The 16010-nt window shown below is 51.0% G+C and carries 12 protein-coding genes; 9 read left to right on the top strand and 3 right to left on the bottom strand.

Translation table 11 applies throughout. The features are described from left to right. The first annotated feature begins 670 nt into the window (after window positions 1–670). The gene (locus OSC10802_RS0137955; protein ID WP_017721988.1) at window positions 671–1300 is read left to right on the top strand and encodes a ribonuclease D; all 630 of its coding nucleotides are present in this window, start codon (window positions 671–673) and stop codon (window positions 1298–1300) included. A gap of 117 nt (window positions 1301–1417) precedes the next feature. Here the strand turns inward: OSC10802_RS0137955 and OSC10802_RS0137950 are convergent, their stop codons facing one another. Beyond that, window positions 1418–1798, bottom strand: a complete 381-nt coding sequence (locus tag OSC10802_RS0137950) for a rhodanese-like domain-containing protein (RefSeq protein ID WP_017721987.1) — start codon at window positions 1796–1798, stop codon at window positions 1418–1420. Between the two features lie 737 nt (window positions 1799–2535). Here OSC10802_RS0137950 and OSC10802_RS0137945 point away from each other — a divergent pair. The 8 genes from OSC10802_RS0137945 to OSC10802_RS0137910 all read left to right on the top strand — a co-directional run bounded on the left by OSC10802_RS0137945 (window position 2536) and on the right by OSC10802_RS0137910 (window position 13997). After that, window positions 2536–3966, top strand: a complete 1431-nt coding sequence (locus tag OSC10802_RS0137945) for a sugar transferase (RefSeq protein WP_026099168.1) — start codon at window positions 2536–2538, stop codon at window positions 3964–3966. 128 nt (window positions 3967–4094) lie between these two features. Then, the gene (locus tag OSC10802_RS0137940) at window positions 4095–6323 is read left to right on the top strand and encodes a GumC family protein (RefSeq protein ID WP_232731920.1); all 2229 of its coding nucleotides are present in this window, start codon (window positions 4095–4097) and stop codon (window positions 6321–6323) included. Window positions 6324–6415: 92 nt separating this feature from the next. Then, window positions 6416–7846 (top strand): oligosaccharide flippase family protein, encoded by a 1431-nt coding sequence (locus OSC10802_RS0137935; protein WP_232731919.1) that lies wholly within the window; start codon window positions 6416–6418, stop codon window positions 7844–7846. Window positions 7847–7912: 66 nt separating this feature from the next. After that, complete coding sequence (locus OSC10802_RS0137930) at window positions 7913–8902, top strand: glycosyltransferase family 2 protein (protein WP_017721983.1); 990 nt, start codon at window positions 7913–7915, stop codon at window positions 8900–8902. A gap of 142 nt (window positions 8903–9044) precedes the next feature. Next, the gene (locus OSC10802_RS0137925) at window positions 9045–10340 is read left to right on the top strand and encodes an O-antigen ligase family protein (RefSeq protein WP_017721982.1); all 1296 of its coding nucleotides are present in this window, start codon (window positions 9045–9047) and stop codon (window positions 10338–10340) included. 17 nt (window positions 10341–10357) lie between these two features. After that, window positions 10358–11533, top strand: coding sequence for a glycosyltransferase family 4 protein (locus OSC10802_RS0137920; RefSeq protein ID WP_017721981.1), 1176 nt, complete (start codon window positions 10358–10360; stop codon window positions 11531–11533). Window positions 11534–11648: 115 nt separating this feature from the next. Continuing rightward, window positions 11649–12473 (top strand): WecB/TagA/CpsF family glycosyltransferase, encoded by an 825-nt coding sequence (locus OSC10802_RS0137915; protein WP_044172827.1) that lies wholly within the window; start codon window positions 11649–11651, stop codon window positions 12471–12473. Window positions 12474–12476: 3 nt separating this feature from the next. Further along, the gene (locus tag OSC10802_RS0137910; RefSeq protein WP_198525387.1) at window positions 12477–13997 is read left to right on the top strand and encodes a right-handed parallel beta-helix repeat-containing protein; all 1521 of its coding nucleotides are present in this window, start codon (window positions 12477–12479) and stop codon (window positions 13995–13997) included. An 820-nt stretch (window positions 13998–14817) separates the two neighbouring features. Here the strand turns inward: OSC10802_RS0137910 and OSC10802_RS56265 are convergent. Next, on the bottom strand, window positions 14818–15177 hold the full coding sequence (locus OSC10802_RS56265; protein ID WP_017721978.1) for a peptidoglycan-binding domain-containing protein: 360 nt from the start codon (window positions 15175–15177) through the stop codon (window positions 14818–14820). A gap of 419 nt (window positions 15178–15596) precedes the next feature. Then, complete coding sequence (locus OSC10802_RS43710; protein ID WP_017721977.1) at window positions 15597–15995, bottom strand: rhodanese-like domain-containing protein; 399 nt, start codon at window positions 15993–15995, stop codon at window positions 15597–15599. Between the last annotated feature and the right edge of the window lie 15 nt (window positions 15996–16010).

The raw sequence follows: 16010 nt of genomic DNA, 5'->3' as shown, positions 1-16010 counted from the left end.
CGTAGTTGGGCTTTATAGCAGTATGCACTTAGGTTAGAACATTAGACCTTCAGGCTCGGCGGACGCCCCCCTACGCCTATATAGCAGTAAGCATTTAGGAAACCTACATTCCGGCCTCCCTTGCTCCAGAGCTTCCGAAGCTTCTATTGTTCTAACCAATATGACTGCTGCTATATCCGATTAAATGAGATTTGTAAAACACGCCTTCAGACAGGTTTTGTATATATGCTTTCAACCGGAGATTAGATTATTTGACCCGCCGGCACCCCCTTCTGTGGGGCCAATCGGCTGTTCGTGGCCCACTTTCGGCTGCCGGTGGCCGCTTTTCGGCAGCAAATTGCCGTAAATGAGAGGGTTTCCGATTAAATGAGATTTGCAAAACGCGCCTTGAGACCGGTTTTGTATATATGCTTTCAACCGGATATTAGATAAGTTGCCGTGCGTGGGAACGGGCTGCGGCGGACAGATATAGCAGTATGCACTTAGGTTAGAACATTAGACCTTCAGGCTCGGCGGACGCCTCCCCTACGTCTATATAGCAGTAAGCATTTAGGAAACCTACATTCCGGCCTCCCTTGCTCCAGAGCTCCCGAAGCTTCTATTGTTCTAACCAATATGACTGCTGCTATAGGTAATATAGCCAATAATTAGGGTGGAGTGAGAGGACATTATGGATTTAGAAACGTTTCAAGTTTGCGACCGCGACCTTTCTGACGGGCAACTGGCGGCGTATCTGGCAGCAGAGGCTGTTGCAGTGGATACGGAAACGATGGGACTGTTACCTTGGCGCGACCGCTTGTGTCTGGTGCAGCTGTGCGACCCGCAAGGGCGGGTGACGGTCATTCGGATTGAGAGAGGCCAAAGAGAGGCTGCCAATTTAAAACTGCTGATGGAAACCGCTCAAGTGGTGAAGGTGTTTCATTTCGCGCGTTTTGATATGGCGATGATGCGCTATCATCTGGGGATCAATGTCGCGCCGGTGTTCTGCACGAAGATTGCCAGCAAACTGGCGAGAACTTATAGCCCGAAACACGGACTGAAGGAGGTGGTGCAAGAACTGGAGAGTGTTGAGCTGGACAAAACGGCTCAGAGTTCCGACTGGGGGAATGCGGCGAATCTTTCGGACGATCAGCTGAGCTATGCGGCGAATGATGTTCGCTATTTGCTGAGTGCGCGACAAAAGCTGGTGGCGATGCTGCAGCGGGAGAAGCGACACTCACTGGCGGAGGAGTGCTTTGGGTGTTTGCCGGTGCTGGTTTCTCTGGATTTGTTGCAATACACCGGCATTTTTGAGCACTGATGAAGAAACCCGGTTTCTCAAAGAAACCGGGTTTCTGGCAATTTCTGGCAAAAGAAGCCATGTGGGACATCTGGGACAGATGTCCTACGGTGGGGCGGCTGGAAGTGGCGGTGGGTTTCAATTTCTGGCACCCTGACTCATCGACTCGATGGGAAAGCCAACTGCTTTCCAGGCGGCTGCGCCACCTCTTAACTCGGAGACGTTTTGATAGCCGGCAGCGCGAAGGACTGCCGCTGCTGAGGCCGTTTCTTCGTCGGTTTCGCCGTAAACGTAGATGTCGCGAGTCAGTTCAAGGCTGCTGAGGGCGCGATCGGCCAATTCGCTGAGCGGTATGGAGATAGCGCCTTGGATGCGGCTGGTGTGGGAGGGGTGCCGGTCGCGCACGTCGATAATGGTGAGCGCCGGCTCGCCCCAGTCCAGGCGGGCTTTGAGGTCGTAAACGAGGGACTTGGCTCGCAGCGGGGGCGGTGCCGGTATGATGCGGAGGAAGTTGTACACGAGCGGCGGTACGCAACATAAGTTTACACCTGCAATGTAACAGGGTATTTTAAAAATTGCCAAAGTTTTGTAAAAAAATCTTGACTTTTGTCTGGATTTATGAGTTTGCGGGGGGTGCCGGTGGCCAGAGGCAGGGAAGCTTGTCCTAACCTAAGTGCATACTGCTATATATAGCAGTATGCACTTAGGTTAAAACATTAGACCTTCAGGGCAGCCAGACGCTGGCCTACGTCTATATCCCAGTAGTAATATGGGTTAGGACAATAGGAGCCGGAGTGCGGGGGTGCAAAAGAGGCCGAAATGTACGAACCTAACTGCCTACTGCGATATAGCAGCAGCCACTTGGGGAACGGACATTTCAACTTTCCCGTTCCCCGGCTCCCGTTAGTCAAGTGCGCTCTCGCGCCGGGGGACGCCGGTGACAGGTGACTCGGGCCAGCGCTGGGCTGAACAGAAAAAGGTTTGCGGCAAAATGGCAACACCCTGACTTGTGGTAGAGCTAGAATAAATCAAAGCCAAAAAGAGGCAGGGATTGTTGAGCGCTGGTTTTGGCCCCCATATAAAATGAGTGGCCTGAAGTTGTGCCGGCAAATCAAAAAGAATAGTGATTTTAGCTAGGAGTTATTGACTGCCTGCTAACTTTCCATGATGGCTCGGCAGTTACGCTCAACGCCGTGTCGGGACTGAACGACTTGTCTGGCTAGATTGCTTACAATAACGAGGGAGTAAAGATAAGAATGGCATCTTTTACATTGTTAGACTCTAACTTAGACTTGCGCTCCTCTGGATTTACAACTCTAGGAAAGGGTTGGGGTGTGTCGTGGCTGAGATTAATGGCACTGGTTTTAGTGGATTCTACTCTTCTATCTCTGGCGTGGTGGGTGGCGGAGACTTATGGGAGGGCGCTTGATTCTCCTTATCCCATCCAAGGACAGCCGCTTTCCCTGCTGCCCATCCTTATTGCCGAGATTGGGTTAGTAGCCGGTGAAAGGGTTTTTAAAGTCGGGAAAAAGCGCTGCGACTGGTTCAGCGCTGTGCGAGCGGTCAGTTTGGCCCACGCTCTGCTGCTGCTGCTGGCGCTGTTATATCAAATAGATTATTTTATAGCTCCTTTAACTGTTCTGTTGTCCTGGGTTTTAAGCATTTGTTTGACATGTGCGGGCCGGCTGGGAGTGAGCGCCGCGATAGACGGGTTTCGCGAAAAAGGTTTGTGGCGCTTGCCTAGCTGCGTTATTTGTGACAGGAAAGATCGCGAAACCCTAGCTTATTTTCTGGAGCGAGACACCCGCTACGACATTCTAGAGTTTGCGGATTCTAGCTGCTTAGAGAGAGACAAGCGTCAAGGAACGATTCAAAGGCTGGTGGGTTTGGGAGTGGCCGAGGTTTTCGTATCTTCGGAAGCTATAAAGAATCGAATGTTTGTCTGCTGGATGTTTCGGAATGCCGGCATAAACTTGCACATTCTCTACACGACCGTTCAAAGTCTTTCGCCAAAAGAGTTAGAGCTGACTACAGTGGGAGGTCTGCCGGCTCTAAATTTGCACGCTCCGCTGATAAAAGGCGCTGAGTTTTGGGTGAAGCGGGTTTTTGATTTTTGCTTTGCCGCTGTTTTCTTGGCGCTCGCATCTCCGGTTTGTCTGATGATTGCTTTGCTGATTAAACTGGACTCTCCGGGCCCAGTTTTTTACAAGCAGACTCGGATTGGCCTGCGCGGCAAGCCGTTTAAACTGTGGAAATTCCGCACGATGGTGGCTGATGCTGAGCAGTTGCAAAAGCAATTAGAAGCTCGCAATGAAACGAAAGATGGGATTCTTTTTAAGATTAAAGATGACCCGCGCATTACCCGTGCCGGCAAATGCCTTCGCCGCTACAGTCTGGACGAATTGCCGCAAATTTTTAATGTCCTTTTGGGAGAGATGAGCCTGGTAGGCCCTCGACCTTTGCCGGTGAGAGATGTAGAGCGATTTTCGCAGCGCCATCACGACCGGCAGGAAGTTTTGCCGGGGATAACCGGCTTTTGGCAAGTTGCAGGCCGGTCGGACATTCAGGACTTTGAAGAAGTGGTGCGCTTGGATATGGCTTATATTGAAAATTGGTCGCTCGCACTGGACTTGCAAATTTTGCTGCGCACTGTTATGGTCGTTTTAAATAAACGAGGGGCTTACTGAGCTGTTACGTTTTTAATCTGCTTATTATGGAAAGGAGGCAGAGCCTCCACCGGCACGTTCCCAGGCTCTGCCTGGAAGGTGACAGGAGATTTTTCAATTTTTTGGGAAAGGCAGCTGCGGAGAGTGCTATGATATCAAGTTCACCGGCGGAAAACTTAAAAATGGACTCTAGGGAAGCGCTAGATATAGATTTTGGGCATATCTGGCTGATTTTAAAAAGGCGCTGGCTGCCGGCTGGGGCTGTTTTTGCTTCGGCGGTCGCGCTTTCTTCCCTGATGGCGTTCTTACAGAAGCCGGTTTACAGGGCAGAAGGCAAGCTTTTATTTAAGAGAGACTACACGACTTCTCTCACGGGGGTGGGAAAAGAGCTGTCAGAAGTGAAGCCCCCCCTGACGGATAAGAGCAATCTTTTGCAGACAGAATCAGAGGTGATTCGTTCTATCCCTCTGCTGCGAGAGACTGCCAGCGCACTCAACCTGAAAGATGAGAGAGGTGCGCCCATCGACGCCGAGGAAATCGTAAAAACTCGGCTGGACGTGAAAAGTCTGCCAGGAGCGGATGTGCTGCTGATTTCTTATCAGGGCAGGGCTCCGGAAGAAAGTGCGGCTGTGGTCAACAAGCTGATGAGTATTTATATAGAGAATAATATCCAGGTGAACAGGACTCAGGTGGCTGCAGCTCGCGAATTTATTTCCCAGCAACTGCCGAAAGCTGAGGCTATCGTTCTGCAAGCGGAAAGGGCGCTGCGGGAATTTAAAGAACAGAACAGAGTTGTAGCTTTGGAGGAGGAAGCCAAATCGGCAGTCGGGGTTATTACCGGCTTAGAAAATCAAATCATCCGAACGCAAGCTGAGCTAGCGGACGCAACCGCCCGCTCTGCAGAACTCCGCAATAAACTGGGACAGGACTCACAGGAAGCCCTAGCGGTGAGTTCCCTGAACCAGTCTGCCGGCGTGCGGGAAGTCCTGCAAGAATTGCAACAGGTAGAAGCTCAGCTGGCGGTGGATAGGACTCGCTTTCAGGAAGCGCACCCGGCGATTGCCGGTCTGAAAGAGAAAAGAGCGGCGCTAAAAGCGGTGCTGCAAGAGCGGGTCGCGGAGTCTCTGGGGAGTCCAAAGCCGGTATCCGAGGGGGATTTGCAGATTGGGGAGACGAAAGAAAACCTGGCTGAAGAGTTGGTCAAATCAGAGGTAGAGCGTTTCGGTTTAGCCGGCCAGGTCGAGCGCCTGTCCCAGACGCTGGCCTCCTACAAGGAGCGGGTGAATATTCTGCCCAAATTGGAACAGGACCAGCGGCAACTGCAGCGGAAACTGGAAGCGGCCCAGTCCACTTATGAAATGCTTTTGAAAAATCTGGAAGAGGTGCGGCTTGCGGAAACCCAAAATATCGGGAACGCCCGCATTTTGGAACCGGCACCCGTTCCGGAAAAACCCTTGTTCCGCAAACCAGCTATCCTGTTTGCCTTAGGGAGTCTGCTGGGGGTCTTGCTCTCTACAGCCACTGTGGTTATTTTAGAAATAAGAGACACATCGATCAAAACTCTCAAAGAGGTTAAGGATGTTTTCGGGTATATTTTACTGGGAACGATTCCTTATTTTGGGAAAAAAGCGCTGCCTCGGGGCAAGGACAAAGAATGGCCGGTGCCCAATATTCCCGTGAGAGACACTCCCCACTCGCCGATTAGTGAAGCGTACCGGATGCTGCAGGCGAACCTAAAATTTCTCAGTTCAGATAAACCGCTGAAAGTTATTGTGGTCACGAGTTCTGTGGCGAAAGAGGGCAAGTCTGCAGTCTCTGCCAATTTGGCGGCAGCTGTGGCTCAGCTGGGGCGTCGGGTGTTGCTGGTGGATGCGGATATGCGCCATCCGCTGCAGCACCATATATGGGAGCTGATCAATGCCGTGGGTTTGAGTAATGCGATTGTCGGTCAAGCGGATTTTAAGACCGCTGCGACTGAAGTGATGCCTAACTTGGATGTGCTGACTGCCGGTGTGGTCCCTCCCAACCCACTAGCGCTGCTCGACTCGAAGCGGATGGCTTCACTGATTGAGTATTTTTCAGAAAATTATGATTTTGTAATCGTAGACGCACCCCCTCTGGTGATCGCCGCTGACGCTCTTACTTTGGGCAAAATGGCGGATGGCGTTTTGCTGGTGGTCCGGCCTGAGGTGGTGGATTATAACAGTGCAGCAGCAGCTAAAGAGTATTTGCAGCGTTCCGGTCAGAATGTTTTGGGTCTAGTGGCTAATGCTTTAATCGTGGAAAACGAATCCGACAGCTATTTCTACTATGGCACGGAATACGCCGCCCAGAAGGTTTCAACAGCCCAGAGCGGAAATTATGCTAGCCGGCACTAAACGGCATGACTGATGGCTGCCGGCGGTTGCGGGCTTGTTTTGAAGTTTTAGTTTTTCGGAGAAGTTGACGCTAGTTTGGGGAATGAGTTATTATGATAATGGGACGGCGCAAAGTAGTAGGAAATTCTCTCTCAATGGCGGTCAACCGGCTGGCGCAGAGCCTCACGAGTTTTGTGCTGTTTGCCTGGATCGCTCGCCTTCTTGGCCCGTATGAGTTAGGGCAGTATTTGCTGGCCTTCACTTACTATTTTATCTTCATGAGCGTCGCCGCACAGGGGTTCAAAACGCTGTTCACGCGAGAGCTGTCGCGCCATCCCCAAGAAACGCCGGTGTATTTGGTGAGCGGCACTCTGTTGCAGTTGCTTTTCAGCCTCACCGGCTATGCCCTGCTGTTCGCGGCTGTTTTCGCGCTCCCCTACAGTTCCGACACCTCGACTGTTTGCTACGTCCTGGGTTTGGCGATTCTCCCGTTTTCGCTCTCTAACGTTACTGAGGCGATTTTTCAGGCGCAAGAAAAGATGCACCTGATTGCGGCGAGCACAGTGCCGGTGTACATCCTGCGCGTAGGGGTGATGGTGTGGGCGATGAAGCTGAACTTTGGGGTCAGCTTTCTGGCTGGAATCTTTGTGATTTCTGAATTTTTGATTCTTTTGATTGAATGGGTCTTGCTCGCACGGACAGTCAAACCAAAATGGCAGATTAACTGGGAGTTTATTTGGCACACTGTGAGGGCTGCCCGCACACTGGTAGCGATCGAGGGTGTGGCGGCGCTCAGCGGCAGAATGCAGGTCCTTATCCTGTCACTCTTAGGGGGCGAGGTTGTGGTTGGACTTTTCGGAGGTGTGGCGCAATTGATGCAGCCCTTTGAGATTCTGGCACAGAGCGTTGTCTTGGCTGTTTTTCCCAGCCTCTCGAAAGCTGTCACCCTCGGAAAGGAAAAGCAGCGTCACCTGGTCGAAAGTATTGCTGAGATTTTGCTGTGCGTGGCATTGCCCTTGCTGGTCGGGCTATACTTTATGGGGGGCGATTTACTAATTTTTATCTATCGAGATCCTAGCTTTGCTGAGGCGACTGCAGCCCTGAAGGTGGTGGCGTTGGGACTTGTTGCCGTATCCTTCATCCGACCGCTCAGCTCTTTACTTGTGGCGAATGGGTTGGAGCGAGTTAACTTGCGAGAAGTTAGCGTCACCAATGTGTTAGGTGGGTTGTTCAGTGTGGTGCTGGTATCGCAATATCAGTTGCTCGGTGCGGCGATAGCGGCGCTGCTAATGAACATCAGTGCCTGCAGCCAATATATGTATGCCGTCCGCACCCGCCTGTTTTCGATCCACTGGTGGGGGATTCTGCGCCGGCCCCTGCTGATCAGCGTGTTTATGCTAGCTGTATTCCTGATTCTACAGGAAATCAGTCAAAACTTCCTGCTGACTGCCGTCGCTGCGAGTTTGGCTTATTTGCTCCTGATGGGTGTTCTGGGCTTTTCTGCCGTCGGGAGAGCGGCAATATCTAGAAACCAGGTTTCTTAAAGACACCTGGTTTCTGGAGAAGTGTTTTTGAAAAACTCATGTTATATTGAATTAGGCTGGTCTACTATGAATGAAACTCTCGAAGAAATGGTGAGCGTGGTGATTCCTTCGCGAAATAGACCTCACCTTGCCAGCAGGGCAGTCAGGAGTGCCCTGGGCCAAACCCTGAAATCGATAGAAGTGATTGTGGTGGTGGATGGGCCAGATCGGGCCACGGTAAAAGAACTCAAGCAGATAGAAGATCCCAGACTGAAAGTCATAGCGCTGCCAGTGAATGTGGGCGCATCAGCTGCCAGAAATGCCGGTGTTGGCGCGGCAAAAGGCGCTTGGATAGCTTTCCTAGATGATGATGACGAATGGCTTCCCCAAAAGCTCGACCGGCAGCTGGAATTAGCCACTCACTCATGTCACGCTTTTCCCGTTGTCGCCAGTTGCTTGATTGCCCGCAACCCAAAAGGTGAATTTGTTTGGCCAAGAAGGCTGCCAGCACCCTCTGAACCCCTGAGCGAATACCTTTTCGCTCGCAACTCTTTGTTTGTGGGAGAAGGGTTTATCCAAACTTCTACCTTTTTTACAAAAAAAGAGTTACTTAAAAAGCTGCCTTTTCAAAAAAACTTGCCCCGACATGAGGATTGGGACTGGCTGCTTCGGGTGAGCGCCTTGGAAGGTGTGGGGCTGGAGTTTGTGCCTGAACCTGTAGCTATCTGGAATACAGAGCTAGGGCGCAAATCCTTAAGCAACATAAACGACTGGCAATATTCTCTGGACTGGATTCGATCGGTCCGCAATCTAGTAACACGGCGGGCTTATTCAGGCTTTATTGTCACCGTTGTGAGTCCGCAGGCGTCCTTACAGCGCGATTGGAAAGTGTTTTGGCCTCTGCTGCGGGAAGCTGTGCGATTTGGCCAACTCAGACCCACTGATTACTTGCTGTATTTGGCGATGTGGCTGCTCCCTCAGGATGTCCGGCAGCAAATCCGGGGATTTTTCTGGGATTTTAAGCGCCAAAACCCGCCTAGGAATAGAAAGAAAAAAATACCTGTAATGCAAAGTTGAGATATATAGTAAGCTATTGCGCTAATAATGTTGCTTGTTGGAAAAAGGAGGCTCTGCTTCCTAAGCAGCGTTCCCAGGCAGAGCCTGGGAACGAGGGGCAAAATCCAAAATCCAAAATCCAAAATAGGGATACCCTCCGCTCATGAAAACACTTCTCCGATTGGCTGAGCCGGCATTCACAGCTCTATTCTTGATGCTCTATACAGGGGGGCCGATAACTGTCCTTATCGTAGGGGGTGCCAATGAGGAGGATGGAATAAATGTAGAAGAGATGGACAACTCTCTGACGTACCTTCTCTTCCTTTTAAATTATGCTCTGTCCTTTTTTCTGCTTATGGCGCGCTGGAAGAAGGTGGCTTATGTCCTGAGTAAAGATAGGTTTATCTGGCTATTAGTGGGGCTGGCTCTAGTCTCCCTGTTTTGGTCTTCCGCACCGGAAAAAACCCTAAGCCGCGCTATAGCTCTAATCGGGACTTCGCTGTTCGGACTCTACTTAGCGACCCGCTATAGCCCGAAACAGCAGTTAAAGTTACTGGGTTGGACGTTTGCTCTGTCGATAGTGCTGAGTGTCCTGTTTGTTGTGGCGCTCCCACAATACGGGCTTATGGGTGGGCTCCACGCAGGAGCTTGGCGGGGAATCTATACCCATAAAAACGTTCTCGGCAAAATGATGGTTCTGAGTTCAGCTGTCTTTTTGCTCCTGGCGAGTGGGGCGAAAAAACATCGCTGGCTTCTCTGGTTCGGCTTTAGCTTGTCGCTGGCGCTGATCTTACTGTCAACTTCTTCCTCATCCTTGGGAAATTTTATCACTATTACCGCCGCTTTCTTTGTCTGCCAGAGTTTGCGATGGCGGTTCGACCGGCTGGTTCCTGCCGCCATCGCCATAGCAACCGCAAGCGCAATCTTATATATAGGGATTTCCGTTGCCGCAGACGCTCTGCTAGGATCGTTAGGTAAGGATGCAACACTTACTGGCCGTACAGAATTGTGGCCTTGTGTGCTGGATATGATCTGGAAACGCCCTTGGCTCGGCTATGGGTACAGCGGTTTTTGGCGCGGCTTGAATGGACCTTCTGCGATGGTCTGGTACGCCACCGGCTGGCAGCCGCCAGACGCCCACAATGGCTTACTGGATCTCTGGCTCAGTTTGGGCTTATTAGGAGTCTCCCTCTATTTGATGGGATTTTTTATCCATTTAGTTAAGGGACTAGCTTGGGTGCGCCTGACTAGAACTTCAGAAGGTTATTGGCCTTTTATTGTGATGCTCTTCCAGATTTTGGTTAACATAACCGAAAGTTCGCTGCTGGTGCGAAATGATATTTGTTGGGTGCTGTATGTAGCGGCAGTTTTATCAATGCTCTTGCCGCCAGAACCAGAAGAGAATAAAGCGTTTTCATCTCTCTCAGTTTCAAATCTGAACAAACCGATCGCTGTTTAACTTAAGGAGGCTCTGTTATGAATACATTTACCACTCAACCGGCACAGACACGAGTGCTGATGCTGGGAGCCGGTCTTGATGTCAAGGGAGGAATTACTTCAGTTGAAAAGCTGATCCTCGAAAACGCCCCTTCAAATGTTAAAATCCATCACGTCGCTACCTTCGCTCAAGGCTCTGCCATTCATAATGTGCGGGTCTTCCTGAAAGCGGCTCAGACACTTTTGCTGACGCTCCTAACCGGCAAAGCGGATGTCATCCATATCCATTTCTCAGAAAGGGGAAGCACTTTTCGCAAAGCGATTCTTACCCTGCTCGCTCTGGGGTTCCGCAAGCCGGTCGTCCCACACAGTCACGGAGCAACCTATGAAGAATTTTTCGCCAAGCTCCCGCGCCCGGTTCAGAAGTTTTTAGCGCTTTTATTTGGCAGCTGCACAAAATTCATAGTCCTGTCTGAAAGTTGGAAAGCTTATTTTCTGGAAAACTTTGCGCTTGACGAAAGCCAGATTGCTGTGCTGCACAATCCAGTAAAGCTGCCACCGGCAGTCCCGCTGCGCACAGGGAACGAGCAAGTGACCTTTGTCTTCTTGGGACGGATTGGAAAACGCGGCGGAGCGCTTGAAATGGCTAAATCGGTTGTTGCGTTCCCCCAGCAAGACAAGGGAGCATTTGACCTGATTAAGGCGTTTGCCGCACTTCCCGAAAAGCAGAGAAATCGCGCCAAATTAGTCCTGGCTGGCAATGGGGATGTGGAAATGGCTCAACAGCTAGTTCGAGAGCTGGGTATTGAGGAACGGGTTACAGTTTTATCCTGGATAAGTCCCGCAGAGCGCGATGAACTTTTGGCGAATGCTGATGCATTTGTGCTGCCTTCTTACAACGAGGGTCTGCCGATGTCCATGCTTGAGGCAATGGCTTGGGGTTTGCCGGCAATCGTGACGCCAGTCGGAGGAATTCCTGAGATTATTTCTGACAGGCATAACGGTCTTTTCGTTCAGCCAGGAAACCAGCAGCAGTTAGTTCAAGCAATGCAAAGCCTGATTGAAGATGAGGGATTAAGACTCGCCTTGGGAGCTGCCGGTCGAAATCGCGTTCAATCCCTTGATATCAAGAATTACATGTCTTCCTTACTTCAGGTATACGCCTCTGCGATCGCACAGGATATGGCGCTGGCAGAAGCGCCGGCTCAGAGCTGATTTATTCCCGAGGGAAAAAGAGGCAGAGCCTCCAGAAGCCCGTTCCCAGGCAGAACCTGGGAACGAAGGCAACGAGGGAAGTGGTATTAATAGCAAAACCGGAGGATAGGATACTATGCAATTATCGCTCGATAAAATAGCACCGCTAGAACATCGCTACATACTCGGCATGCGAGTCGATGCTACTAGCTATGAAGATGCAACCGAAAGAATTTTAGCTTGGGCTCAAACAAAAAAGAGCTACTGCGTCTGCGTTTCTAACGTGCACATGACAATGGAAACCTATGACAGCCCAACCTTTTCTCGTCTAGTTAACAGCGCTGCCTTAGTCACACCTGATGGCATGCCTCTCGTGTGGGCTTTGCGTGCGCTTGGTGTGAGAAATGCCTCTCGCGTCTACGGACCGGCTCTAACTTTATATGTGTGCGAAGCTGCAGCCCGCACGGATATTAAAATTGGGCTGTACGGCGGCACAGCAGAAAGCTTGGCGGCATTTGTGGCATTCCTGCGCAAGCGTTTCCCAGAAATTCAGATCGTTTGCCAGATCGCACCGCCATTTCGCCCCCTGACGCCCGAGGAGGATGCAGCTTACACGGAGCGTATTGTGGAGTCTGGAGCGCAGATTTTATTCACCGGTATTGGCTGTCCGAAACAGGAACTTTGGATGAAAGCCCATCAGGATCGCATTCCTGCTGTTATAATAGGTGTGGGAGCGGCTTTTGATTTTCATTCGGGGCGCGTCCAACAAGCTCCCAGCTGGATGCAAGAGGCGGGCTTGGAATGGCTGTTCCGCATAGCAATGGAGCCAAAACGTTTGTGGAAACGCCATTTGAAGCACAATCCCCGATTTGTGCTGCTGTTTTTTGCTCAATGGCTCACAAGTTTGTTTGGCTGGAAATTATTCGCAAGCCCCAACAGGATGGGAGTAGATAGGGTGTGATCGGTGACAAGCAAGCGAAAAACTTCCCTGTGGCTGAGGGGGTTTTTGCACCCCCTAGCTCGCAGGTCACACCCCACAAACAATCAGGAGATGGGTGCCATGTTGAAAGCTGGCGTTATGAAAACTTTTCTGACAGTTTTCACTGCTGCTTTACTTACAATCTTTATGGGTCAGATGGGCAGGAGTTCTTTCCTCTCGCAACATCAATCCCAGCGAGTCACCGTCGAGCCGGTGCGAGAAGCCAATCAAGTACAAAGTTGTAATAGCAGCGCCGCCCTAACACCGGCTCGGGTGCCAGGAATCAGTCAATCCCTTGGCTCTAGGGAAAGCGCCGGCACAATATATTATGTCGCTTGCGAGCGAGGAAATGATAGCAATCCCGGCACAGCAGAGCTTCCCTTTAAAACAATAGGAAAAGCCAACCAAAAGGTAGCAGCTGGCGATCTGGTATATGTTGAAAATGGAACTTATCAGGAAAATCTTACCGTAACACAATCAGGAACCCCTGATAGATGGATTGCCTTTCAAGCCTTCCCAGGTCACAAGCCCTTTGTAATCGGAACTCAGGACGGGACGTTTAGAGTGGAGGGGAACTACATAGAAATAAACGGGTTTGACGTCACCTCCATTCTCACCGGCTCTGCCATCCATGTAGGAAAGGGAAACCATCACACAAGAATCATCAACAATCAACTTCATGATGCCGGCTGTGGCGGGGTTTCCGGTCAAGAGACAGATTACCTGCATGTTGAAGGGAACACCGTTTATCGCAACGCCTTTAGGTCGCACTACCAGTGCAGCGGCATTTCCATTTATCAGGCTATCGCTTTTGACAGCGAACCTGGCTTTCACAATATAATCCGAGGGAATCTCTCTTATTACAATCAAAACATAGTTCCCAGAGAGGATGGAAAAATTACGGATGGCAACGGCATTATTATCGATGACTTCCGGCAGGCGCAATCTCAAACTCCTAGAGCCAAGTACACCGCTTCAACACTGATTGAAAATAATATTGTCTTTTCTAATGGCGGGCGGGGGATTCATATCTTTCAAAGCGACAATGTAACGGTCAGGAATAATACGTCGTCCTACAACAGCAAATCCGCCAACTTAAACGGAGACTTAAAAGGGGAGCTATCGGCTTACCTTTCCAGCAATATTCAATTCTACAACAATATAGCGTGTGCGATAGATCCTGACAGGCTAGACTTTATTGAGGGGGAATCCACGAATAACAAGTGGGAGTATAACCTGGGTTGCGCTAGGAACCAGAGAGATAGCAAACGCTCGCCCAATCTCAGACAAGCCAAGAATTTAATCGGCGTTAATCCTCTATTTGTCAATCCATCCCTGGATGCGGCGGTAGCCAATTTTAGGATTCTGCCCACAAGTCCGGCTATTGATGCGGGAACCCCCATCAGTGCGGCGGGGACTGATTTTGAGGGACATCGCAGACCCTCAGGAGCCGGCATTGACATCGGAGCATATGAATTTAATTTCTCTCACCAGAAATTAAGGTAGGCGAGCGCATCTAGAGTCTGAGCCTCCAGTTTCTCCTTCCCTGCCTCTGGCTGGAAGGGCTGACAGGGGGGGTTCCGCGCCGGACCGGCTCTAGGGGCGAGCCGTCGTTCGCCGCAGTGCCACACAGCGGTCAACAGTTAAGAATTCCTGTAGCTCTAGCCAAATCATCGATACACTTGTCAGAATAGAAATTATCATATGAAAGGGCAGCGTCCATCAGGGGGCCATTCCCAGCCGGCTGCCGGTGATGCAGCCGCTGGGACTTAACCGGCATGTCACTCACAGCCGCAGTAGGGTGCGTTTGTAACAATCCCTGCCTGCCCTTGTGAGCATTTCCCTCAGGGTGCTTTCTGCTTGCCGGTGTGGGAGTCCAGCCTGTAATACAATGGCGATCGAAATATAGCAGTAGCCACTTAGGTTCGTACATTACGGCCTCTTTTGCACCCTCGCACTCCGGCTCCTATTGTCCTAACCCATATTACTACTGGGATATAGACGTAGGCCAGCGTCTGGCTGCCCTGAAGGTCTAATGTTTTAACCTAAGTGCATACTGCTATAGCAAGCACTGGGGATTCTTCTATACGGTCAGGGGAAGACTGCCAGTTCCCTGAAGGAACGCACCCTGCGAGCTATTGCATAAAATTGTGGGGCAACCCCCGAAAGGTTTGCCCCAATCTTGGTTAAACGGTCGAACAATCGCCGCCTTTCATCTCGTCCGTGAGAAGCGAGCGCTGACTGGCGGGAGGTTTATTTCCCGCCAATGCTTTAAATCGGAATTGAATCGCTTCGCTGTTCAGCGTGTCTTCTTTTTAGAAGCGATTTACCAAGATGCCCCCATTGATCCTTTGGTTCGAGGTCCTACAATCCCATCTGCATACAGGTAGTGGTTATACTGAAAATTCTTCACAGCTTTTTTCGTGACTGGGCCATAATAGCCGGTGGCTGTGCAGCAGAAGTACCCGTTGACTTTCAGCAATTCCTGAAGCAGCACCACGTCTTTACCGCTCATGCCTGGCGTTAAGTTTCGGGCCTCTGCCGGTGTTGCCGCAATCGCTGATGTGGCTACCGCAACCGTCATGGCAGCTCCTACCAGACTCTGGGCGCTCGGCAGCCTGAGTTCAGGAATATCTGCTGCGTCTTCTTCAGCTAAACAAAGGTGTACGTAGGCTAGAGTATCCATCTTTTCCTCAAAATTTGTGTGTAAACAGGCGAGATGCCTGTCAGTCGTAAAAAAAACATTGGCGTATCGGCCACCCCTATTGCGGTGTGACCCGACCCCTATTAAGAGGTCCGCACCCTTTATGCTTAACCTGTATATTTTCTAGCACACCCTACTTTAAACTGTCAAGGGGGTTTGAAGTAATTAAACTTTTCTTAATATTTATCAGAACTTTTATAGAAGTAGACTTAAGTGCCTACTGCTATATCAGAGCTTAACAATTGCTTTATAAATCCTCTCGCAAGCGACCGCGATCGCACACGCGCGACCATCGTCCTGGCTGGCAGCAGGGTTGCAATTTGTCTGACGCCAGCTGGGTGTGACGCCAGCTGGAGGATGCGATCGCCTGTCGCCGCCAAGACTCGCCGGTCCGGCGCTGCCTATTGAGTGGCTGCCGTAGGACCGGCGATCGCTTTCCACGCAGCCAAACCGCCTCTTAACTCAGCCACAGACGCAAACCCAGCAGCGCGAAGTTTCGCCGCAGCTCGGGCGGTTTCCCCGTCAGTTTCGCCATAAACATAGATATCCTGGCTGAACTCCAGGTTGGATTGCGCCCACTGCACCATTCCATCCTCTGACACCGGCACTGCTCCCACAATCCGATCCCCGTTAGACGCGGTGAGGCCGCGCAGGTCGAGAATCGCCACACCCGACGAGCGCCACTGCAGACGCGCTTTCAGATCGTGCGGCGAGGAGTGCCGTTTCAGCTTCCCAGACAGGGCAGTAAGGTTTCCCCGGCTCTCTTTAGCCTCTGGTATCTTATCTACAAGATTTTGCATGAGAAACTCTAACCA

The sequence above is a fragment of the Kamptonema formosum PCC 10802 genome (assembly GCF_000332335.1).
Taxonomy (GTDB): domain Bacteria; phylum Cyanobacteriota; class Cyanobacteriia; order Cyanobacteriales; family Oscillatoriaceae; genus Oscillatoria.
This window is presented reverse-complemented; position numbering and strand designations above follow the sequence as displayed.